21 protein-coding genes are annotated in these 18978 nt (G+C 72.8%); 12 read left to right on the top strand and 9 right to left on the bottom strand.

The features are described 5' to 3' along the window. Window positions 1-411 carry a VOC family protein gene (locus tag Q8A52_RS18990; protein WP_316753690.1) on the bottom strand — a complete coding sequence of 137 codons (411 nt, stop codon included), beginning with the start codon at window positions 409-411 and terminating at the stop codon, window positions 1-3. Window positions 412-437: 26 nt separating this feature from the next. Continuing rightward, a complete protein-coding gene (locus Q8A52_RS18985) occupies window positions 438-1073 on the bottom strand; it encodes a TIGR03085 family metal-binding protein (protein WP_316753688.1) in 636 nt (211 codons plus the stop codon). A gap of 118 nt (window positions 1074-1191) precedes the next feature. On the opposite strand from Q8A52_RS18985, the gene hisI reads away from it, so the two are divergent. The 11 genes from hisI to lgt all read left to right on the top strand — a co-directional run bounded on the left by hisI (window position 1192) and on the right by lgt (window position 10099). Further along, the gene (gene hisI, locus Q8A52_RS18980) at window positions 1192-1593 is read left to right on the top strand and encodes a phosphoribosyl-AMP cyclohydrolase (RefSeq protein WP_316753687.1); all 402 of its coding nucleotides are present in this window, start codon (window positions 1192-1194) and stop codon (window positions 1591-1593) included. 11 nt (window positions 1594-1604) lie between these two features. Then, on the top strand, window positions 1605-3098 hold the full coding sequence (locus tag Q8A52_RS18975; protein ID WP_316753685.1) for an anthranilate synthase component I: 1494 nt from the start codon (window positions 1605-1607) through the stop codon (window positions 3096-3098). Window positions 3099-3169: 71 nt separating this feature from the next. Then, window positions 3170-3808 carry a TIGR02234 family membrane protein gene (locus Q8A52_RS18970; RefSeq protein WP_316753684.1) on the top strand — a complete coding sequence of 213 codons (639 nt, stop codon included), beginning with the start codon at window positions 3170-3172 and terminating at the stop codon, window positions 3806-3808. A 162-nt stretch (window positions 3809-3970) separates the two neighbouring features. Next, window positions 3971-4234 (top strand): HGxxPAAW family protein, encoded by a 264-nt coding sequence (locus Q8A52_RS18965; protein ID WP_316753682.1) that lies wholly within the window; start codon window positions 3971-3973, stop codon window positions 4232-4234. A gap of 83 nt (window positions 4235-4317) precedes the next feature. Then, window positions 4318-4779, top strand: coding sequence for a DUF2752 domain-containing protein (locus Q8A52_RS18960; RefSeq protein WP_316753929.1), 462 nt, complete (start codon window positions 4318-4320; stop codon window positions 4777-4779). A 119-nt stretch (window positions 4780-4898) separates the two neighbouring features. Further along, on the top strand, window positions 4899-5708 hold the full coding sequence (gene trpC / locus Q8A52_RS18955; RefSeq protein WP_316753681.1) for an indole-3-glycerol phosphate synthase TrpC: 810 nt from the start codon (window positions 4899-4901) through the stop codon (window positions 5706-5708). A gap of 21 nt (window positions 5709-5729) precedes the next feature. Then, window positions 5730-5954: a tryptophan biosynthesis modulator TrpM gene (trpM, locus tag Q8A52_RS18950; RefSeq protein ID WP_316753679.1), complete on the top strand. Its 225-nt coding sequence runs from the start codon at window positions 5730-5732 to the stop codon at window positions 5952-5954. Between the two features lie 56 nt (window positions 5955-6010). After that, window positions 6011-7303, top strand: coding sequence for a tryptophan synthase subunit beta (trpB, locus tag Q8A52_RS18945; RefSeq protein ID WP_316753677.1), 1293 nt, complete (start codon window positions 6011-6013; stop codon window positions 7301-7303). Further along, on the top strand, window positions 7300-8118 hold the full coding sequence (trpA, locus tag Q8A52_RS18940; RefSeq protein WP_316753675.1) for a tryptophan synthase subunit alpha: 819 nt from the start codon (window positions 7300-7302) through the stop codon (window positions 8116-8118). Before trpB ends, trpA begins: the two co-directional genes overlap by 4 nt. A gap of 111 nt (window positions 8119-8229) precedes the next feature. Beyond that, on the top strand, window positions 8230-9006 hold the full coding sequence (locus Q8A52_RS18935) for a DsbA family protein (protein WP_316753673.1): 777 nt from the start codon (window positions 8230-8232) through the stop codon (window positions 9004-9006). 82 nt (window positions 9007-9088) lie between these two features. Further along, the gene (gene lgt / locus Q8A52_RS18930) at window positions 9089-10099 is read left to right on the top strand and encodes a prolipoprotein diacylglyceryl transferase (RefSeq protein WP_316753671.1); all 1011 of its coding nucleotides are present in this window, start codon (window positions 9089-9091) and stop codon (window positions 10097-10099) included. 105 nt (window positions 10100-10204) lie between these two features. On the opposite strand, the gene Q8A52_RS18925 is transcribed toward lgt, so the two are convergent. Genes Q8A52_RS18925 through Q8A52_RS18895 form a run of 7 tightly spaced genes read right to left on the bottom strand, consistent with a single transcriptional unit; the run spans window position 10205 to window position 17851 of the window. After that, window positions 10205-11017: an HpcH/HpaI aldolase/citrate lyase family protein gene (locus tag Q8A52_RS18925; protein WP_316753669.1), complete on the bottom strand. Its 813-nt coding sequence runs from the start codon at window positions 11015-11017 to the stop codon at window positions 10205-10207. Beyond that, the gene (locus tag Q8A52_RS18920) at window positions 11014-12210 is read right to left on the bottom strand and encodes a CaiB/BaiF CoA transferase family protein (protein WP_316753667.1); all 1197 of its coding nucleotides are present in this window, start codon (window positions 12208-12210) and stop codon (window positions 11014-11016) included. The genes Q8A52_RS18925 and Q8A52_RS18920 overlap by 4 nt, the downstream gene beginning before the upstream one ends. Beyond that, on the bottom strand, window positions 12207-13100 hold the full coding sequence (gene rbsK, locus Q8A52_RS18915; protein ID WP_316753665.1) for a ribokinase: 894 nt from the start codon (window positions 13098-13100) through the stop codon (window positions 12207-12209). The genes Q8A52_RS18920 and rbsK overlap by 4 nt, the downstream gene beginning before the upstream one ends. Next, complete coding sequence (locus Q8A52_RS18910; RefSeq protein ID WP_316753663.1) at window positions 13097-14464, bottom strand: ADP-ribosylglycohydrolase family protein; 1368 nt, start codon at window positions 14462-14464, stop codon at window positions 13097-13099. Before Q8A52_RS18910 ends, rbsK begins: the two co-directional genes overlap by 4 nt. Beyond that, a complete protein-coding gene (locus Q8A52_RS18905; RefSeq protein ID WP_316753661.1) occupies window positions 14452-15627 on the bottom strand; it encodes an ADP-ribosylglycohydrolase family protein in 1176 nt (391 codons plus the stop codon). The genes Q8A52_RS18910 and Q8A52_RS18905 overlap by 13 nt, the downstream gene beginning before the upstream one ends. A gap of 8 nt (window positions 15628-15635) precedes the next feature. Next, the gene (locus Q8A52_RS18900) at window positions 15636-16751 is read right to left on the bottom strand and encodes an ADP-ribosylglycohydrolase family protein (protein WP_316753659.1); all 1116 of its coding nucleotides are present in this window, start codon (window positions 16749-16751) and stop codon (window positions 15636-15638) included. Next, window positions 16748-17851, bottom strand: coding sequence for an ADP-ribosylglycohydrolase family protein (locus Q8A52_RS18895; RefSeq protein ID WP_316753657.1), 1104 nt, complete (start codon window positions 17849-17851; stop codon window positions 16748-16750). The genes Q8A52_RS18900 and Q8A52_RS18895 overlap by 4 nt, the downstream gene beginning before the upstream one ends. 229 nt (window positions 17852-18080) lie before the next feature. On the opposite strand from Q8A52_RS18895, the gene Q8A52_RS18890 reads away from it, so the two are divergent. After that, window positions 18081-18812, top strand: a complete 732-nt coding sequence (locus Q8A52_RS18890; RefSeq protein ID WP_316753655.1) for a VIT1/CCC1 transporter family protein — start codon at window positions 18081-18083, stop codon at window positions 18810-18812. Window positions 18813-18978: the final 166 nt, after the last annotated feature.

The raw sequence follows: 18978 nt of genomic DNA, 5'->3' as shown, positions 1-18978 counted from the left end.
TCAGCCGCCCGGCTGCCCCAAGGGCTCCGTCAGCTGCACATAGTTGCCGACCGTGTCGTCGAGCACGGCCGCGAGCACCGGCCCCTGCTGCTGCGGCTCATGCGTGAACCGCACACCGAGGCCGCGCAGCCGCTCGTACTGCGCCCGGATGTCGTCCACGGAGAAGACGATGGCGGGGATCCCGGCCTCGTACAGGGCCCGGCGGTACGGCTCCGCGATGGGGCTGTCGCCGGGCTCCAGCAGCAGCTGGAGATCCGGCTGGCCCCCGTCCGGCGCGCCGACCGTGATGAACAGCGTGCCGCCGCCCAGGTCCAGGCTGATGCGGGTCTCGAAGCCGAGGACATCCGTGTAGAAGGCGTGGGCCTTGGCCACGTCGTCGACGAACACGTTGGTCATCGCGACCTTGATCATGAGGAGTCCTCTCGGAGCCGAGCTGCTCAGATGCCGAGCTGCTTCGACTCGTGCAGCTTGGCGATCGCGTTCTCGTCGCCGTCCAGTTCGACCTTGGCGGCGTTCTGCCGGCCGAACGTGAACAGCAGCAGCTCCGACGGCTCGCCCGTCACCGTCACCACGGGCGAGCCCCGGTGCGCGACGGCCGTCTGGCCGTCCGGGCGCCGCAGCACCAGGCCGGTCGGCACACCCCGGCCCAGCAGCCGGGCCGTGCGCTCCAGCCGGGACCACAGGGCGTCCTGGAACACCGGGTCGAGCTCGCGCGGCGTCCAGTCGGGATGGGCGCGGCGGACGTCCTCCGTGTGGACGTAGAACTCGATGATGTTCGCCGCCTCGTCGATCTGCTTGAGCTGGAACGGCGAGAACCGCGGCGGGCCGGTGCGGATCAGCTGGATGAGCTCCTCGTACGGCTTCGCCGCGTACTCCTCCATCACCTTCTCGAGACGCGGTGCGAGCGGCTTGATCAGCGTGCCCCCGGCGGCGTCCGGCCGGCGCTCGCGCACCACCACGTGCGCGGCCAGGTCGCGGGTCTGCCAGCCCTCGCAGAGGGTCGGTGCCTCCGGACCGGCGGTTTCCAAGAGGTCGGCGAACAGGAGCCGTTCACGCTTGGCGAAGGTCGACATACAGTCAGCCTACGACCAGCCACAGGGTCGGCCCAGTGGACATCCACCGCACGCGCGCTGCGGGTCCGCCCAGTGGACACGGACCGTCACCGTCAGTGCGGCGCGGCACAATGGCCGCATGACCAGTACGACCGGCACGCCCGGGCCCAGCAGCCTCGACCCCGAGATCGCCGCGCGCCTCAAGCGCAGCGCCGACGGTCTCGTCCCCGCCATCGCCCAGCAGTACGACACCGGAGAGGTGCTGATGCTCGGCTGGATGGACGACGAGGCGCTGCACCGCACGCTGACCACCGGCCGCTGCACGTACTGGTCGCGCAGCCGCCGGGAGTACTGGGTCAAGGGCGACACCTCCGGCCACTTCCAGTGGGTCAAGTCCGTCGCCCTCGACTGCGACGCCGACACCGTGCTGGTCCAGGTGGACCAGGTCGGCGCCGCCTGCCACACCGGCGCCCGCACCTGCTTCGACGCCGACGTACTGCTCAAGGACGCCGATTCCCGCGTACCCGTCTCCGATCAGTAAGGTCAGCCGCCATGGACCTAGAGACGTTCCGCAAGCTGGCCACCGACCGCCGCGTCATTCCGGTCACCCGCAAGCTCCTCGCCGACGGCGACACCCCGGTCGGGCTCTACCGCAAGCTCGCCGCCGAGCGCCCCGGCACGTTCCTGCTGGAGTCCGCGGAGAACGGCCGCTCCTGGTCCCGCTACTCCTTCGTGGGCGTGCGGTCCGCCGCGACCCTGACCGAGCGTGACGGCCAGGTCGACTGGCTGGGCGTCCCGCCCGTCGGCGTCCCCGTCGACGGCGACCCGCTGGCCGCCCTGCGCGCCACCATCGAGGCCCTCCACACCCCCCACCAGGAGGGGATGCCGCCCTTCACCGGCGGCCTGGTCGGCTACCTCGGCTACGACATCGTCCGCCGCCTGGAGAAGATCGGCCCCGGCGAGCGGGACGACCTGCGGCTCCCCGAGCTCACCATGCTCCTCACCAGCGACCTCGCGGTCATGGACCACTGGGAGGGCTCCGTCCTGCTGATCGCCAACGCGATCAACCACAACGATCTCGACACCGGCGTCGACGAGGCCCACGCGGACGCCGTGGCCCGGCTCGACGCCATGGAGGCCGACCTCTCGCGCCCGGTCGCCCAGCCCCCGGCCGTCCTGCCGCCCTCCGAGCTGCCCGAGTACACCGCACTGTGGGGCGGCCCGGACTTCCAGGAGGCCGTCGAGGACATCAAGGAGCGCATCCGAGCGGGCGAGGCCTTCCAGGTCGTACCCTCGCAGCGCTTCGAAACGCCGTGCACGGCGAGCGCGTTGGACGTGTACCGGGTCCTCAGGGCGACCAACCCCTCGCCGTACATGTACCTGTTCCGCTTCCCCCACGGGGACGGCGGCGCCTTCGACGTCGTGGGCTCCAGCCCGGAGGCCCTGGTGAAGGTCGAGGACGGGCAGGCCATGGTCCACCCCATCGCCGGCACCCGGCACCGCGGCGCCACCCCGCAGGAGGACCAGGCCCTCGCCGACGAACTGCTCGCCGACCCCAAGGAGCGCGCCGAGCACCTGATGCTCGTCGACCTCGGCCGCAACGACCTGGGGCGGGTCTGCGCACCCGGCTCGGTCGAGGTGGTCGACTTCATGTCCATCGAGCGGTACTCGCACGTCATGCACATCGTCTCGACGGTGACCGGACGGGTGGCCGAGGGCCGTACGGCCTTCGACGTCCTGACGGCCTGCTTCCCGGCGGGCACCCTGTCCGGCGCGCCCAAGCCGCGCGCGATGCAGATCATCGACGAGCTGGAGCCGTCCCGGCGCGGGCTGTACGGCGGCTGTGTCGGCTACCTCGACTTCGCGGGCGACTCCGACACGGCCATCGCCATCCGTACGGCCCTGCTGCGCGACGGCACCGCGTACGTCCAGGCGGGCGCGGGCATCGTCGCCGACTCCGACCCGGTCGCCGAGGACCAGGAGTGCCGCAACAAGGCAGCGGCGGTCCTGCGCGCCGTGCACACGGCCAACCGGCTGGGCAAGTAGGGCGCTTACCGGACAGTGGGGCGCGTATCACGTGAACCCCGGGTGACGGTTCGCCCGGGGTTCAGGCGATAGTGGGGTACGTGACTGCCGTACCTCACCCCCGCCCCGAAGCCGCCGGACCCGCACGGTCCGGCCGCCGCAGCCTCGCCGTCGCCCTGCTGTGCGGTGCGCTCGGCGCTGCCGTGGCGCTGCTGGCCACCCGGCAGCGCTGGGCCGAAGGCACCGCGACGGTGGCCGGCGGTGCCTTCCCGCTGACCGCCAAGGGCAGCGACGTCACGGGCGTCCCCGCGGCCCTCGCGATAGTGGGCCTCGCCGCGCTCGTCGCCGTCTTCGCCGTCCGCCGGTCCGGCCGCCTGCTGGTCGCCGGGCTCCTCGCGCTCTCCGGCGCCGGCACGATCGCCGCCGCCCTGCTCGGCGCCTCGGACAGCTCGGCGCTCGACGAGAAGGCCGCCGAGGCCACCGGAGACACCTCAGCGAGCGTGGCCGCGCTGACCCACACCGGCTGGCCCTATGTCGCGGCCGCCGGCGGCCTCCTGCTGCTGCTCGCCGGGCTCCTCGCCCTGCGCTACGGACGCCTGTGGCCCGCCATGTCCGACCGCTACGAGCGCGGCACCGCCCGCCCCCGCCGCACGGCCCCGGCCGCGGATCCCGACCGCCCCGAGGACCTCTGGAAGGCCCTGGACCGCGGTGAGGACCCGACGGGGGCTTGAGGGTCCGGCGCCGGCCACCGGTTGCGGGACCCCGGCCCCGATGTGGCGAAACAGACGCCACCCGAGCTCACGGCATCCACCCCCGTACGGAACAATGGACCGTGAGCGTCCGGCTCACACGCATCAAGCAACGAGCACGCAATCTGCAACGAGGAGCAAGCAATGGCGGGCAGCAGCCACGGACACACCCCGGCCGCCTGGACCGGTGTCACCATCGCCTTCATCGGTTTCTGCGTCGCGGGCGCGTTCATGGTGATGGCCCAGCCGCTGGGCTTCTGGGCCGGCATGGTGATCGTGGCGCTCGGCGGTGTCGTCGGCGCCGTCATGCGCTCCATGGGCCTCGGTCAGCCGAAGAGCGCCCACTCGGTGCCCCAGCCGCAGCCCCGGGCCGCGGTGACGCCCGAGCCGGCCGGCGTCGAGGGCTGACCAGCAGTTCCTGTGCCGAGGGGCGGCTCGCACCGAAGAGGTGCGGGCCGCCCCTCGCGCGCGTGCGGCCCGTGCGCGGCACAATGCAAGGCGTGAACGCCGACAGCCACAGCGCCCGGGGGATCGACCGGCGGACCGGGCCGCCCACCGCCCTGCCGGGGCGGCTGGCCGTGCCCGCCGGGATCCTCGCGGCCGTCGTCGGGGCCTTCGCCTACGTAGGCACCGTCGACCCCAACGAGCCGGGCCACTACCCGGTGTGCCCGCTGCTCCGCTACGCGGGCGTCTACTGCCCCGGCTGCGGCGGTCTGCGCAGCGCCCACGCCTTCGTGCACGGGGACTTCCTCACCGCGCTCCAGGACAACGCGATGGCCGTGGCCGCCTACGCGGGCTTCGCGGTGCTGTGGACCGTCTGGGTCGTCCGTGCGGTGCGCGGACGACCGCTGCGGATCGATCTCGGGCCGGTGCACCTGTGGAGCCTGGGGGCGCTGATCCTGGTGTTCACCGTTGTCCGGAACCTTCCCTTCGGTGGCTGGCTCCATCCTTGATCGACCGGCGAATGTCCAGGTAGTGGGACCGCCGTCCACCGGATGCGAGGCCGGCGCCGTCCTCCGGATACCATCGCAGTGACCATGGGTTTTCGATCGTTCGGAAGGGGGCCGCTCGCGTGAGTGTGCTCGACGAGATCATCGACGGAGTCCGTGCCGACCTCGCGGAGCGGAAGGCGCGCGTCAGCCTCGACGAGCTCAAGGAGCGCGCGGCGAAGGCGCCCGCGGCCAAGGACGGCGTTGCCGCGCTGCGCGGCGACGGCGTCAAGGTGATCTGCGAGGTGAAGCGCTCCAGCCCGTCCAAGGGCGCGCTGGCCGCGATCGCCGATCCGGCCGGGCTCGCCGCGGACTACGAGGCAGGCGGCGCGGCCGTCATCTCGGTCCTGACGGAGCAGCGCCGCTTCGGCGGCTCGCTGGCAGACCTGGAGGCGGTCCGCGCACGCGTGGACATCCCGGTCCTGCGCAAGGACTTCATCGTCACGTCGTACCAGCTGTGGGAGGCCCGCGCGTACGGTGCCGACCTCGCGCTGCTGATCGTCGCGGCCCTCGACCAGCCGGCCCTCGAGTCGCTGATCGAGCGTGCCGTCTCCATCGGCCTCACCCCCCTCGTCGAGGTGCACGACGAGGAGGAGGTCGAACGCGCGGTGGACGCGGGCGCCAAGGTGATCGGCGTCAACGCCCGCAACCTGAAGACACTGGAGGTCGACCGCGGCACCTTCGAGCGGGTCGCGCCGGAGATCCCGGACAGCATCGTCAAGGTCGCCGAGTCCGGCGTCCGCGGCCCGCACGACCTGATCGCCTACGCCAACGCGGGCGCCGACGCGGTCCTGGTCGGCGAGTCCCTCGTCACCGGGCGTGACCCGAAGGCGGCGGTGGCCGACCTGGTCGCCGCGGGCGAGCATCCCGCACTGCGGCACGGCCGGGGCTGAACTCCCGGTAGGCTGGCCCCGATGACGCTTTCGATCACCCTGACGACCCGGGACCCGTACGCCCGCCTCGCGCGCGGCTGCCGGCCCCGCGGTTGCCGCGCGCCCGCCCGCCGGGTGCACGGCCGTCGGGTGCGATACGTCATCGGTGACGAACCGGGCCAGGTGAACGGCATGCGATGGCAGCGGCCGACCTACAGGGGCGCGGGGAACTGCGCGCGCAGCCACAACGGGTCCGCAGCCAACTGACCTCCCCGCCCCCACGGCGATTAGTGACGTTCCACCACTCACCGTGAGGTTTCCGCATGCCCAGCGAGTTCTTCATCCCCGACCCCGAGGGTCAGGTCCCCAGCGCCGAAGGCTACTTCGGCGCGTACGGCGGCAAGTTCATCCCGGAGGCGCTCGTCGCCGCCGTCGACGAGGTCGCCGTCGAGTACGACAAGGCGAAGGCCGACCCCGAGTTCGCCCGCGAGCTCGACGATCTGCTCGTCAACTACACCGGCCGGCCCAGCGCCCTCACCGAGGTGCCGCGGTTCGCCGAACACGCCGGTGGCGCCCGGGTGTTCCTCAAGCGCGAGGACCTCAACCACACCGGGTCCCACAAGATCAACAACGTGCTCGGCCAGGCCCTGCTCACCAAGCGCATGGGCAAGACGCGCGTCATCGCGGAGACGGGCGCCGGCCAGCACGGCGTCGCCACCGCCACCGCCTGCGCGCTGTTCGGCCTCGAATGCACCGTCTACATGGGCGAGATCGACACCAGGCGGCAGGCCCTCAACGTGGCCCGCATGCGCATGCTCGGTGCCGAGGTCGTCGCCGTGAAGTCCGGCAGCCGCACGCTGAAGGACGCCATCAACGAGGCCTTCCGGGACTGGGTCGCCAACGTCGACCACACCCACTACCTCTTCGGCACCGTCGCCGGTCCGCACCCCTTCCCGGCCATGGTCCGCGACTTCCACCGGGTGATCGGTGTGGAGGCCCGCCGTCAGCTCCTGGAGCGCGCCGGGCGGCTGCCCGACGCCGCCATCGCCTGTGTCGGCGGCGGCTCCAACGCCATCGGTCTCTTCCACGCCTTCATCCCGGACGCCTCCGTCCGTCTCATCGGCTGCGAGCCCGCCGGGCACGGCGTCGAGACCGGCGAGCACGCGGCGACCCTCACCGCGGGCGAGCCCGGCATCCTGCACGGCTCCCGGTCCTACGTCCTGCAGGACGAGGAGGGCCAGATCACCGAGCCGTACTCGATCTCGGCCGGTCTGGACTACCCGGGCATCGGGCCCGAGCACTCCTACCTCAAGGACACCGGCCGCGGCGAGTACCGCGCGGTCACCGACGACGCGGCCATGCAGGCCCTGCGCCTGCTGTCGCGGACGGAGGGCATCATCCCGGCCATCGAGAGCGCCCACGCCCTCGCCGGTGCCCTGGAGGTCGGCAAGGAGCTGGGCAAGGACGGGCTGATCGTGGTCAACCTGTCCGGCCGCGGCGACAAGGACATGGACACGGCCGCCCGCTACTTCGGTCTGTACGACAGCGGTGCGGACGCGGAGGTCGCCGCCGACGCCGACAGTGACACCGCCGAGATCGAGGGGGACGCCAAGTGAGCGGGAACATCGACCTGTTGACCGACACCCTCGCGGCCGCGAAGGCCGAGGGCCGGTCCGCGCTCATCGCCTACCTCCCGGCCGGGTTCCCGTCCGTGGACGGCGGCATCGAGGCGATCAAGGCCGTCCTGGACGGCGGCGCCGACGTCGTCGAGGTCGGCCTGCCGCACAGCGACCCCGTTCTCGACGGTCCGGTCATCCAGACCGCCGACGACATCGCCCTGCGGGGCGGTGTGAAGATCGCCGACGTCATGCGCACGGTCAGCGAGGCCCACGCGGCCACCGGGAAGCCGGTGCTCGTGATGACGTACTGGAACCCCATCGACCGCTACGGCGTCGAGCGCTTCACCGCCGAGCTGGCGGAGGCGGGCGGGGCGGGCTGCATCCTGCCCGACCTGCCGGTCCAGGAGTCGGCGCTGTGGCGGGAGCACGCCGAGAAGCACGGGCTCGCGACGGTCTTCGTGGTCGCTCCCAGCAGCAAGGACGAGCGGCTCGCCGAGATCACCGCGGCGGGCAGCGGCTTCGTCTACGCCGCGTCCCTGATGGGTGTCACCGGCACCCGTGAGTCGGTCGGCGCGCAGGCGCAGGACCTGGTGCGGCGCACCCGCGCCACCGGCACCGGCCTGGCGGTCTGCGTCGGGCTCGGCGTCTCCAGCCGCGCCCAGGCCGCCGAGGTCGCCGGATTCGCCGACGGGGTCATCGTCGGCTCGGCCTTCGTGAAGCGGATGCTGGACGCGCCGGACGACGCGGCCGGTGTCGACGCGGTCCGCGAACTGGCCGGTGAGCTGGCGAAGGGCGTGCGCGGACAGGCCTGACCGTCCGGCAGGACGAACCAGCCGTCAGGCATAACGGAATATTCGGTCACTCGAACGGGTGGACCTGGGACAGGGGAGGCGCGCTGCGCCTCCCCTGTTCGTTCTGGGGGTGTGAGCGAGAAGAACCGTGACGGAAAGCGCACCGCCCGGGAGCGGATTGCGGTCGAGCGCGAGAAGCAGAAGGCCGCGGAGAAGCGACGCCGCGCGCTGATCGTGGGCGCGAGCGTCGTCTGCGTCCTCGGCCTCGCGGCGGTGATCGGCGTGATCGCCGCGAACGCCGGCAAGAACAAGGGCGGCAAGAGTTCGGGCCCAGCGGTGGCGCCCTCGGGCGCGCAGGGCAAGGACGGCCTAGCGATCCCGGTCGGCAAGGACGGAGCCAAGTCGACGCTCACGGTGTGGGAGGACTTCCGCTGCCCGGCCTGCCAGGCCTTCGAGGCGGCCTACCGCCCGACGCTCCACGAGCTGGCGGACGCCGGCAAGCTCAGAGTCGAGTACCACCTGGTCAGACTGATCGACGGCAACCTCGGCGGCACCGGCTCGCTGCGCGCGGCCAACGCGGCGGCCTGCGCCCAGGATGCCGGCAAGTTCCGCGACTACCACGACGTCCTCTACTCGAACCAGCCCAAGGAGACGGACGACACCTTCGCGGACAACGCCAAGCTGATCGAGCTGGCGGGCAAGGTCCAGGGGCTCGACACCCCGGCCTTCCGGGCCTGTGTCAACGACGGGAAGCACGACAGCTGGGTCGACAAGTCGCACGCGGCCTTCAAGGCCGGCAACTTCAGCGGCACGCCGACCGTCCTGCTCGACGGCAAGAACATCTACCAGGACCAGACGATGACCCCGCAGAAGCTGAAGCAGATGGTGGAGGCGGCCAACCAGGGGTAAGTGTTTCTCACACCCCCGTTATGGACCCGTAGCCGGGCTGCCTGCCGTGTGCCGGGCCCGGCACGGTAGCGTCGACCCTGCCATGGAACTTGCCTACATTCCCAGCCCGTCGCGCGGGGTCCTGTACCTCGGGCCGATTCCGTTGCGCGGCTACGCGTTCTGCATCATCATCGGCGTCTTCGTAGCCGTCTGGCTCGGCAACAAGCGCTGGATCGCCCGCGGCGGCCGGTCCGGCACGGTGGCCGACATCGCGGTCTGGGCCGTGCCCTTCGGCCTCGTCGGCGGCCGGCTCTACCACGTGATCACGGACTACGAGCTGTACTTCAGCGAGGGCCGTGACTGGGTGGACGCCTTCAAGGTGTGGGAGGGCGGCCTCGGCATCTGGGGCGCGATCGCCCTCGGCGCGGTCGGCGCGTGGATCGGCTGCCGGCGCCGGGGCATCCCGCTGCCCGCCTACGCCGACGCCATCGCCCCCGGCATCGCCCTGGCCCAGGCCATCGGCCGCTGGGGCAACTGGTTCAACCAAGAGCTGTACGGCCGCGAGACGCACGTTCCGTGGGCGCTGCACATCACCTCCTCCGAGGGCGGCCGGGTGCCGGGCTACTACCACCCGACATTCCTGTACGAGTCCCTGTGGTGCATCGGCGTCGCCCTTCTGGTCATCTGGGCCGACGGCCGCTTCCAGCTGGGCCACGGTCGGGCGTTCGCCCTGTACGTCGCCGCGTACTGCGTGGGCCGCGGCTGGATCGAGTACATGCGCGTCGACGACGCCCACCACATCCTGGGCCTCCGCCTCAACGACTGGACCGCGATGATCGTGTTCCTGCTCGCGGTGGTCTACATCGTGCTGTCGTCGAGGAAGCGGCCGGGACGCGAGGCCGTGGTCGAGCCCGGCGCCGCCGAGGACGAGGCCGCGGAAGACGGTACGGCGGAGCCCGAGGACGAGTCCGCGGACAAGCCGGGTGCCGAGGCGAAGGCAGACGTGGAGGCAGACGCGGACGCGGGGGCCGAGACGGACTCCACCGGGTCCGCCGAGGCTTCGGGAGCCGAGGAGACGAAGGACGAGGCCGAGTCGGCGTCGAAGAAGAGCTGACACCTTCGGCCGTACGACGACGCACGACGAGACGCACGACGACGAGGGCGCCCGGATCGATCCGGGCGCCCTCGTCGCGTCTCAGGTCGCGTCTCAGAACGGGTCTCAGGGTCTGCGGGCCAGTGACAGCGTGCGCTGGGCCGCCGCCACCACCGCCGCGTCGACGAATCTGCCGTCCGGCAGCGCCAGGGCGCCCTGCTCCTCCGTCGCGGCCTTGACGATCGTCTCGGCCTGTTCGATCTCCTCCTCCGTGGGCAGATAGGCCCGCTCGATGATCGGGAGCTGGCGGGGGTGAATGGCGGCGCGGCCGAGGAAGCCCAGGGAGCGGCCGTGGGCGCAGGAAGCCGCCAGCCCCTCCAGGTCGCGGATGTCGGGGTGCACCGACTGGGGCGGCGGGGCCAGCCCCGCCGCCCGCGCCGCGACCACGACCCGGGAACGGCACCAGTCCAGCCCCGCGTCCTCGCGTACGCCCAGGTCGGCCCGCAGATCCGACTCGCCGAGGGAGACGCCCCGCAGGGACGGGTGGGCCGAGGCGATCGCGTAGGCGTGCTCGATGCCCAGGGCCGACTCCAGGAGGGCGTAGAGGGGGAGCCCGGTTCCCTCCGCGACGCGCACCACCTCCTCGGCGTACGTCACCTTCGGGAGCCGGAGCCCGGACAGGCCCGGAAGCGCGGTCACCGCACGCAGGTCGGCGGCCGCCCACGGCGCCTCCAGGGCGTTGACCCGGACGTGGACCCGGACCGGCCGGGGTTCGGACAGCAGGTCGGCGGTCGCCTCGCGGGCGTACGCCTTGCGGTCCGGGGCGACCGCGTCCTCCAGGTCGATCACCACCACGTCCGCGCCGCAGGCCAGCGCCTTGGCCACGACGTGCGGACGGTCGCCGGGGACGTACAGCCAGGTGAGCGGGAAGGGGGTCACAAGGCGCCCTCCGTGCGCAACGAGCCGAGCTCCGCCGGGGTGAGGCCCAGCTCGGTCAGGACCGCCTCCGTGTCCGCGCCGTGCGGACGGCCCGCCCAGCGGATCGCGCCGGGTGTGGCGGAGAGCCGGAAGAGGACGTTCTGCATGCGCAGCAGGCCCAGTTCCGGGTCGTCGACGGCGGTGATGGTGTCCAGGGCCTGGTACTGCGGGTCCGCCATCACGTCCCGTACGTCCTGGATCGGCGCCGCGGCGGCCTCCGCCTTCTCGAAGGCCGCCAGGACCTCGTCCCGGGTGCGGCCGGCGATCCAGGCACCGACCGCCTTGTCGAGGACGTCGGCGTGCGCGGCCCGTTCGGCGCCCGTCGCGAACCACGGCTCGTCGATCAGATCCGGACGGCCGACCAGGTGCATCACGCGCTCGGCGATCGACTGGGCGGAGGTGGAGACCGCGACCCAGGTGCCGTCCGCCGTGCGGTAGGTGTTGCGCGGGGCGTTGTTCTGGGAGCGGTTGCCGGTGCGCGGCTGGACGTGGCCCAGCTGGTCGTACCAGACGGGCTGCGGGCCGAGCACGGTCAGGATCGGTTCGATGATCGCCATGTCGACGACCTGGCCCTCGCCGGTGCGGTCCCGGGCCGCGAGCGCCGTCATCACCGCGTACGCCGTGGCCAGGCCCGCGATGGAGTCGGCGAGCCCGAAGGGCGGGAGCGTCGGAGGTGCGTCCGGCTCGCCGGTGATCGCGGCGAAGCCGCTCATCGCCTCGGCCAGGGTCCCGAAGCCGGGGCGGTGCGCGTACGGGCCGAACTGGCCGAAGGCGGTGACCCGGGCGAGGATCAGCCGCGAGTTGGCGGCCGACAGTTCCTCCCAGCCCAGGTCCCACTTCTCCAGGGTGCCGGGGCGGAAGTTCTCGACGATCACGTCGGCGGTGGCCGCCAGTCGCAGCAGGACGGCGCGGCCGCCGGGCTTGGACAGGTCGAGGGTGATGGTGCGCTTGTTGCGGCCGAGCAGCTTCCACCACAGGCCGACGCCGTGCTTCGAGGGACCGTGGCCCCGGCAGGGGTCGGGCTTGGCGGGATGCTCGACCTTGATCACCTCGGCGCCGAAGTCACCGAGCAGGGTGGCGGAGAGAGGGCCGGCGAAGAGGGTGGCGAGATCGAGGACGCGCAGGCCGGTGAGGGGTTGGGTGGAGGTGTTCATGCGGTGTACTGCGCCTCGATCTCCGGGCGGTACGGCATCGACGCCGACGCCCCCTCCCGCTGGACGGAGACGGCGGCCGCCGCGGCGGCCCACGTCAGCGCCTCCCGGATCGGCCGCTCCTCGCTGAGCGCGACCGCGAGGGCGCCGACGAAGGTGTCGCCCGCGCCGGTCGAGTCCACGGCGGTCACGCCGGGTGCGGGAACCACGAGCGGTCCGGCCCCGCGGGTCAGGTACAGGCAGCCGGCCGCGCCCAGGGTGACGACCACCTCCGGTACCTGCTCGAGCAGGACGTCGGCCGCCTCGCGCGGGTCGGGCCGCCCGGTGAGGGCGGTCGCCTCGTGCTCGTTGGGGACCAGCAGGTCGGTGGCGGCGAGGAGCCCGGGCGGCAGCGGCTGGGCGGGGGCCGGGGTGAGGATCGTACGGACTCCGTGTCTACGGGCCGCCTCCGCGCCCGCGAGCACCGCCGCGGTGGGGATCTCGAGTTGCAGGAGCAGCGCGTCGGCGGAGGCGATCACGCCCTCGTCGCCGGGGGAGAGATGGTCCACGGTGGCGTTCGCGCCCGGGACGACCACGATCGAGTTGCCGCCCTCGTCGTCCACCACGATGTGCGCGGTGCCGGACGAGCCCTCCATGGTGCGCAGGTCGTCGGTGTCCACGCCGGAGTGCTCCAGGGTGTCGCGCAGCCGGCTGCCGAAGACGTCGTTGCCGACCGCGCCGATCATCGAGACGGTGGCGCCCGCGCGGGCCGCGGCGATCGCCTGGTTGGCGCCCTTGCCACCGGGGATCGTGCGGAACTCCCGTCCCGTGACGGTCTCTCCGAGCTGCGGGGCCTTCTCGACGTACGCGACGAGGTCCATGTTCAAGCTGCCGAGTACGGCGATGTGGGTCATGGGCGGGTCGCCTCCAGGTGGGTGAGGTGGGCGAGGGTGTCGAAGCCGGTGCCGTCGAAGTCGGCGACGGACGTGGCGAGCCGGTTCTTCAGGGGCGTCGTCCAGCGGTCGGGGAGAGCGGTGGGGCGGCCGGCGAGGAGACCGGCGACGCTCCCCGCCGTGGCGCCGTTGGAGTCGGTGTCCCAGCCGCCCGACACCGCCCGGCAGATGGAGCTGGTGAAGTCGCCGTCCGCGTGGGTGAGGGCGGCGGCGATCAGAGCGGTGTTGGGGACGGCGTGGACCCAGTGGTGGGTGGGGGAGTGAACGGCGTGCAGTCCGTCCACGACGGCGTCGAAGTCCTCGTGGGACTCGGCCAGTCCGATGGCGTGGTCCACGGCCGCGGCCAGCCGGGAGCGGGGCGGGATCACCGTGCGGCCGGTGCGCAGGCAGGCGTGGATGTCGTGGGTGCCGGTGGCCGCGGCGGCGATGACGGCCGCGATGAACATCGCCGCGTACACGCCGTTGGCGGTGTGGGTGAGGGTGGCGTCGCGGTGGGCCTGTGCGGCGGCGGCCGCCGGGTCTCCCGGGTTGGTCCAGCCGTGCACGTCCGCGCGGATCAGGGCGCCGATCCACTCGCGGAAGGGGTTGCGGTGGCGGGCGGTGTGCGGGGGTTCGACGCCGGTGAGGAGGTTGCGGTAGGCGATGCGCTCGGCGGTGAAGGTGCGTCCGGCGGGGAGTTCGTCGAGCCAGAGCCGGGCCACGTCCGTGGTGGTGAAGGCCTTGCCGTGGCGGCGGAGCAGGAGGAGGTTGAGCAGGGGGTAGTTGAGGTCGTCGTCCTCGGGCATTCCGTCGATGTTCTCGGCGAGGGAGGTGGCGGCCGAGCGGCGGTTCCAGGGGTGCGCCGCGAGGAGTTCTCCGGGGACGCCCTTTGCGGTGAACCAGGTGTTCAGGGGCCAGTTGCCGGAGGCGCGGGCGAGTTCGCGGATGGCGTGCAGCGGGAGCTTCTCGACGGGTTTGCCGAGGAGGCACCCTGCGGCTCGGCCGAGCCAGGCGGCTTCCAGGCCGGGCAGGGCGGTAACGCTCGCCCGCGCCTGCGGTCCACCGGGCCAATCCGGGCAGCGTGCCTTGATCTTCGCGAGGTCCGTCGGTTCCTCGTCCGCCAACCTGCTCGGCAGGTCGGCCAGTTCGTCGAGCAGGTCCTCCGCCAGCTGCCGGAGATAGCGCGACGCCCGCCCCGCCGAAGCGCCGGCCCGGGTCGGCGCCTCCGGACCCCCCGCCGCTCTCCACCGCGCCGCGATCGCCCAGGGCTCGCGGCCGTCCTGGCCGGCCTGGCGGAGTTCGTGGCCGATCAGGTCCTCCGGCTGGACCCAGGTCAGCCGGAGCATCGCGGGCCCCCGAGCTCGGCGATCGCCCGCTCGTGCGCTCGCCGGCGCCGTACGTCCCGCTCGAAGACCTCGCGGGTCACCTCGGTGAGCGTCCGTGCGGGTTCCCACAGGTCGAGGCGGCTGGCCTCGGCGACCGTCTTCGACCAGTCGTCCGGGACCGGTGAGCCGAGAGCCCCGGCCAGGGCCCCCGCCATCGTCGCGATCGAGTCGCAGTCGCGGCCGTAGTTGACCGCTCCCAGGACCGCCCGGCGGTAGTCGCCGCCGGAGACGACCAGCATGCCCAGGGCGATGGGGAGTTCCTCGACGCAGTGGAGGCGGGAGGGGCGGCGGGCCGCGAGAGAGGGGGCGCGGTAGTCCGGGCCGACCGTGTCGTAGGGCGCCACCGCCTCCCGGAGGGGGACCAGCGCCGACTCGAAGTCCCGGTGTGCGGCCGCCACTTCGCAGACCCGCCCGATCGCCTCCCGCGTGCCGTCCTTCGCCAGGGACAGACAGGCCGCCACCACCGACTCCGGTGTCGCCCCCGGCGCACACGCCGCCGCCACCGCCGCCGCGAAAACGCCCGCCGCCTCACGGCCGTACGACGACTGGTGCGCACCCGCGACGTCCAGGGCCTCGGCGTACGCGGCGCCGGGATTGGCGGCGTTGACCAGCCCGACGGGAGCCATGTACATCGCCGCGCCGCAGTTGACGATGTTGCCCGTGCCGGCCTCGCGGGGGTCCACATGACCGTACGCCAGCCTCGCCACCAGCCATTTCTCCGCGAGGAAGATGCGCTGGAGCAAAAGCGCCTCGGCCTCCAGCTCGGGGATCCAGCGCGGGTTCGTCATGAGGTCCGGGACCAGATGGCCGGCGATCGCGTACGCGTCGAGATGGTCACGTACCGTCGCGTACACCCGTACCAGCGCATGCGTCATCAAGGTGTCGTCGGTGACATGGCCGTCGCCCTTGTGGTACGGGGCGATGGGGCGGGCGGTGCGCCAGGCGTCGCCGTTCCAGGGGCCGACGACACCGGTGACGCGGCCGCCGTGGCGTTCGAGGATCTGGTCGGGGGAGTAGCCCTCGACAGGTCCGCCGAGTGCGTCGCCGACGGCGGCTCCGACGAGTGCCCAGGTGATCCGTTCGTCCAGACCCGGCCCGCTGTTTTCTTCTCCTTTGGCCGTCATGCCCCGAATCATCCTCCTGGTCGGGCCGGTTGTGCGGCTTCCAGGAGTTCGGCGAGTTCCACGAGGTCGGTGCCGGTGAGACGGGGGAGCGTGCAGCCGGGGAGAGTGCGGCAGGCCTCCCGCCAGGCGGGCGGGATCGACTCGCCGCCGCCCAGGGCGCCGGTCAGCGCACCCGCGAGAGCGGGCGCCGAGTCGGCGACCCGGGAGAGACAGGCCGCGGCGGGGACGGCCTCGGCGATCCGGCCCTGCGCCGCCGTGGCCAGGGCGAGGGCGACCGGGACCGTCTCGGCGGCGGCGATGCCATAGCTGTACACATGGTCGACGATTTGGTGTTCGAGGAGTGGGATGAGGGCGAAGGCGGTGTCCGTCTCCCGGGCGAGGGCCAGTGCCTGCCGGGCGTTACGGCCGATCTCCGTCTCCTCGGGCAGTTCGGCGAGCGCGGCCGTCACGCACGCCTCGGCGTCCGCCCCGACGAGTGCCAGCGCGAGTGCCGCCGCCATGGCCCGGGCGCCGTGCACACCGTCGCCGTCCTGGGTGTAGCGGGCGTCGAACTCGGCGAGGTCGGCGGCGCGGCGGGGGTCGCCGGGGTGGGCCACGGCCAGGACACAGGCGCGTACACAGGCCGCGTCGTCGAAGTAGTGGGGGTTGTCGTGGCCGGTGGCGGGCGGGCGCAGGCCGGTGGCGAGGTTGCCCAGCCCGGCGCGCACCGAGATACGGGCGCGCAGGGGCAGTACCGCCGACTCGACCTCGGGGGCGCGGTCGGCGGCCGCCGCCACCTCGGAGGCGACGGCGCTCCAGGTGAGGTCGATGGCGGCCCGGGTCCGGCGCTCCCGGCTGAGGTCCCCGAGCACGGTGTCGTCCCCGGCCCGCAGGACCGCCTCCGCCGCGAACACCGCCCACTCGGCGTCGTCGGAGGGGCCGAGGCGGAGCGGCTCGGGGGGCTGGTTGAGCGCGATGGGGACGGGCAGGGTCGTCGTCGCGTTCTGCTCGGCGAAGGTGTCCAGCTCGCGGGTGAGGCGCCGGGTCCACTCGGGCATCCGCGCGGCCCGGTGCCGGGCGGCGGGCCAGCCTGCCGCGTCCCCCGCGGCCAGGCCCAGCAGGAGGCCTTCGACGCGGCGGGTCATGGCAGGACCTCGTTGATGCCGGCCCGCACCACTCCCGGCAGGCAATCCCGCACCACCCCCGGCAGATAGTCCGGTACGACCACGTCCGCGCCCCACTTCCCGCCCTCGCCCGGCACCAGCAGCTCCGCCACGTCCAGCACGTGGTGGCCCGCCATGGAGGGCAGGCAGCTGCCGCGGGCCGGGCCGATCGCCGCGGCCCAGTCCGCCGGGATCGCGGTCACGCCCTGGGTCGCGCCGGCCAGGGCGCCCGCCACGGCGGCCGTGGTGTCGGCGTCGCGGCCCATGTTCACGGCGGTGAGGACGGCCTCCCGGAAGTCGCCGTCGGCCGCCGCGTACGCCCCGAAGGCCAGGGCCACCGCCTCGGGGGCCAGATCGGTCCAGGGGTAGCCGCCGACGACCACTGCGGAGCGGACCGCCCGTTCGCCGCGGTGGGCCACCGCCACCGCACGGCGCAGCGAACGGGCCGTCCACGAGTCGTCGGGGACGACCGCGAGGGCGGAGGCGACGACCGCGCTCGGCGGGGCTCCCGCCATCGCCGCGGCGACCCCGGCCGCCACCGCCTGACCGCCGTAGATGCCCTCGCCGTCGTGGCTGACCGAGCCGTCGATCGCCACCAGGCGGGCGGCCTCGGCGGGGCGGCCCGCCGCGAACACCCCGAAGGGCGCCGCCCGCATCGCGAGGCCGTCGCTCCAGGCGTGGCGGTGCTGGGCCGAGATGGGCGCGGCCAGGCCCCGCCGGAGGTTCTCCAGGGTGCCGCGCTCGCTGAAACCCGCGCCGCGGAAGGGGCCCTCGTCGCGGTCGGCGATCCACTGGTGCCAGGCCGCCTCGACATGGGCCGGAGTGAGGGCGGAGCCGTGCCGGGCGAGCAGCAGCCCCGAGAAGATCGCGTACTCGGTGTCGTCCGTGCCGGACGGCTTCTCGGCGACGTATCCGGTGATACGGCCCCAGCGGGCGCGGATCTCGGAGGGCTTCATGTTCTCCGCCGGGGCGCCGAGCGCGTCCCCGACCGCCAGGCCGAGCAGCGCGCCGCGCGCCCGTTCACGGAGTCCGGCGGCGCCCCCCGGCGCCGGGACCGGGGGAATGCAGGCGATGGATGCCATGCGGGGATGCCTGCCACCTGAGCGGCCCACCTGAGCCTCTTGAGCCCCAGCATCACCCGGTCGACATATGTGCATACGTCAACTCGGATGAGCGTTTGAGGGTAAAGCCGCAGGTTAGCCCAGCCTTTCCTTGCTGGCGGAACGGAAATTCGAGGCGTAGGTTCAATTGTTGTCGAGAAGTAGAACCAGTCTAAAAGTTAGCTTTGCCTAAGCTCATTGGGGGACCCGCATGGCCATCATCGACACCGAGGCGTCGCTGCACGAGGCGCACCGCGACAACCACACGCACCGGGATGTGAACGGCGGCTGGCTGCGCCCCGCCGTGTTCGGCGCGATGGACGGCCTGGTCTCCAACCTCGCCCTGCTGACCGGTGTCGCGGGCGGCTCCGCGGGTCATCAGACCATCGTCATCACCGGCCTCGCCGGTCTTGCCGCCGGCGCCTTCTCCATGGCGGCCGGCGAGTACACCTCCGTCGCCTCCCAGCGCGAGCTCGTCGAGGCGGAGCTCGACGTCGAGCGGCGGGAGCTCCGCAAGCACCCGGAGGACGAGCAGGAGGAGCTGGCCGCCCTCTACGAGGCCCGTGGTGTCGAGCCGGGGCTGGCCCGTGAGGTGGCCCGGCAGCTGTCCAGGGACCCCGAGCAGGCCCTGGAGATACACGCCCGCGAGGAACTGGGCATCGACCCCGGTGATCTGCCGTCGCCGCTGGTCGCGGCCGTGTCGTCGTTCGGCTCCTTCGCGCTGGGCGCCCTGCTGCCCGTGCTGCCGTTCCTGCTGGGCGCGACGGCCCTGTGGCCCGCCGTGCTGCTGGCGCTCGCCGGGCTGTTCGGCTGCGGTGCCGTGGTGGCCAAGGTGACGGCGCGCAGCTGGTGGTTCAGCGGGTTCCGGCAGCTCGCGCTCGGCGGTGCCGCGGCCGGTGTGACGTACGCCCTGGGCAGCCTGTTCGGAACGGCCGTAGGATAGACGGACCGCTACCTATGCGTTGGGCCGTATAAGTAGCCGTTACTCGCTGGTTTCGAATGCTTAACCACTGGGCATGAGCCGTAAGCGCTGCGGGCAATGACGCCTGCCGTGCACCCGCGGGTGGGGCGACGACGCTCCCCCCGCCCCCCTCGGGCCGTCCGACGCC

The sequence above is a fragment of the Streptomyces herbicida genome (assembly GCF_032656585.1).
Taxonomy (GTDB): Bacteria; Actinomycetota; Actinomycetes; order Streptomycetales; family Streptomycetaceae; genus Streptomyces; species Streptomyces herbicida.
Note: the sequence above shows the minus strand (reverse complement) of the source record. Positions and strands in the feature narration are given on the sequence as shown.

Excerpts from the sequence above, each read along its gene's own strand:
- Q8A52_RS18890 (WP_316753655.1), top strand. The coding sequence starts at position 18,081 with ATGGCCATCATCGACACCGAGGCGTCGCTGCACGAGGCGCACCGCGAC.
- trpM (WP_316753679.1), top strand. The coding sequence starts at position 5,730 with ATGACGCTTTCGATCACCCTGACGACCCGGGACCCGTACGCCCGCCTC.
- Q8A52_RS18910 (WP_316753663.1), bottom strand. The coding sequence starts at position 14,464 with ATGCTCCGGCTGACCTGGGTCCAGCCGGAGGACCTGATCGGCCACGAA.
- Q8A52_RS18960 (WP_316753929.1), top strand. The coding sequence starts at position 4,318 with ATGCAAGGCGTGAACGCCGACAGCCACAGCGCCCGGGGGATCGACCGG.
- Q8A52_RS18920 (WP_316753667.1), bottom strand. The coding sequence starts at position 12,210 with ATGAACACCTCCACCCAACCCCTCACCGGCCTGCGCGTCCTCGATCTC.
- rbsK (WP_316753665.1), bottom strand. The coding sequence starts at position 13,100 with ATGACCCACATCGCCGTACTCGGCAGCTTGAACATGGACCTCGTCGCG.
- trpB (WP_316753677.1), top strand. The coding sequence starts at position 6,011 with ATGCCCAGCGAGTTCTTCATCCCCGACCCCGAGGGTCAGGTCCCCAGC.
- Q8A52_RS18985 (WP_316753688.1), bottom strand. The coding sequence starts at position 1,073 with ATGTCGACCTTCGCCAAGCGTGAACGGCTCCTGTTCGCCGACCTCTTG.
- Q8A52_RS18900 (WP_316753659.1), bottom strand. The coding sequence starts at position 16,751 with ATGACCCGCCGCGTCGAAGGCCTCCTGCTGGGCCTGGCCGCGGGGGAC.
- Q8A52_RS18975 (WP_316753685.1), top strand. The coding sequence starts at position 1,605 with ATGGACCTAGAGACGTTCCGCAAGCTGGCCACCGACCGCCGCGTCATT.
- hisI (WP_316753687.1), top strand. The coding sequence starts at position 1,192 with ATGACCAGTACGACCGGCACGCCCGGGCCCAGCAGCCTCGACCCCGAG.
- Q8A52_RS18965 (WP_316753682.1), top strand. The coding sequence starts at position 3,971 with ATGGCGGGCAGCAGCCACGGACACACCCCGGCCGCCTGGACCGGTGTC.
- lgt (WP_316753671.1), top strand. The coding sequence starts at position 9,089 with ATGGAACTTGCCTACATTCCCAGCCCGTCGCGCGGGGTCCTGTACCTC.
- Q8A52_RS18895 (WP_316753657.1), bottom strand. The coding sequence starts at position 17,851 with ATGGCATCCATCGCCTGCATTCCCCCGGTCCCGGCGCCGGGGGGCGCC.
- Q8A52_RS18905 (WP_316753661.1), bottom strand. The coding sequence starts at position 15,627 with ATGACGGCCAAAGGAGAAGAAAACAGCGGGCCGGGTCTGGACGAACGG.
- Q8A52_RS18990 (WP_316753690.1), bottom strand. The coding sequence starts at position 411 with ATGATCAAGGTCGCGATGACCAACGTGTTCGTCGACGACGTGGCCAAG.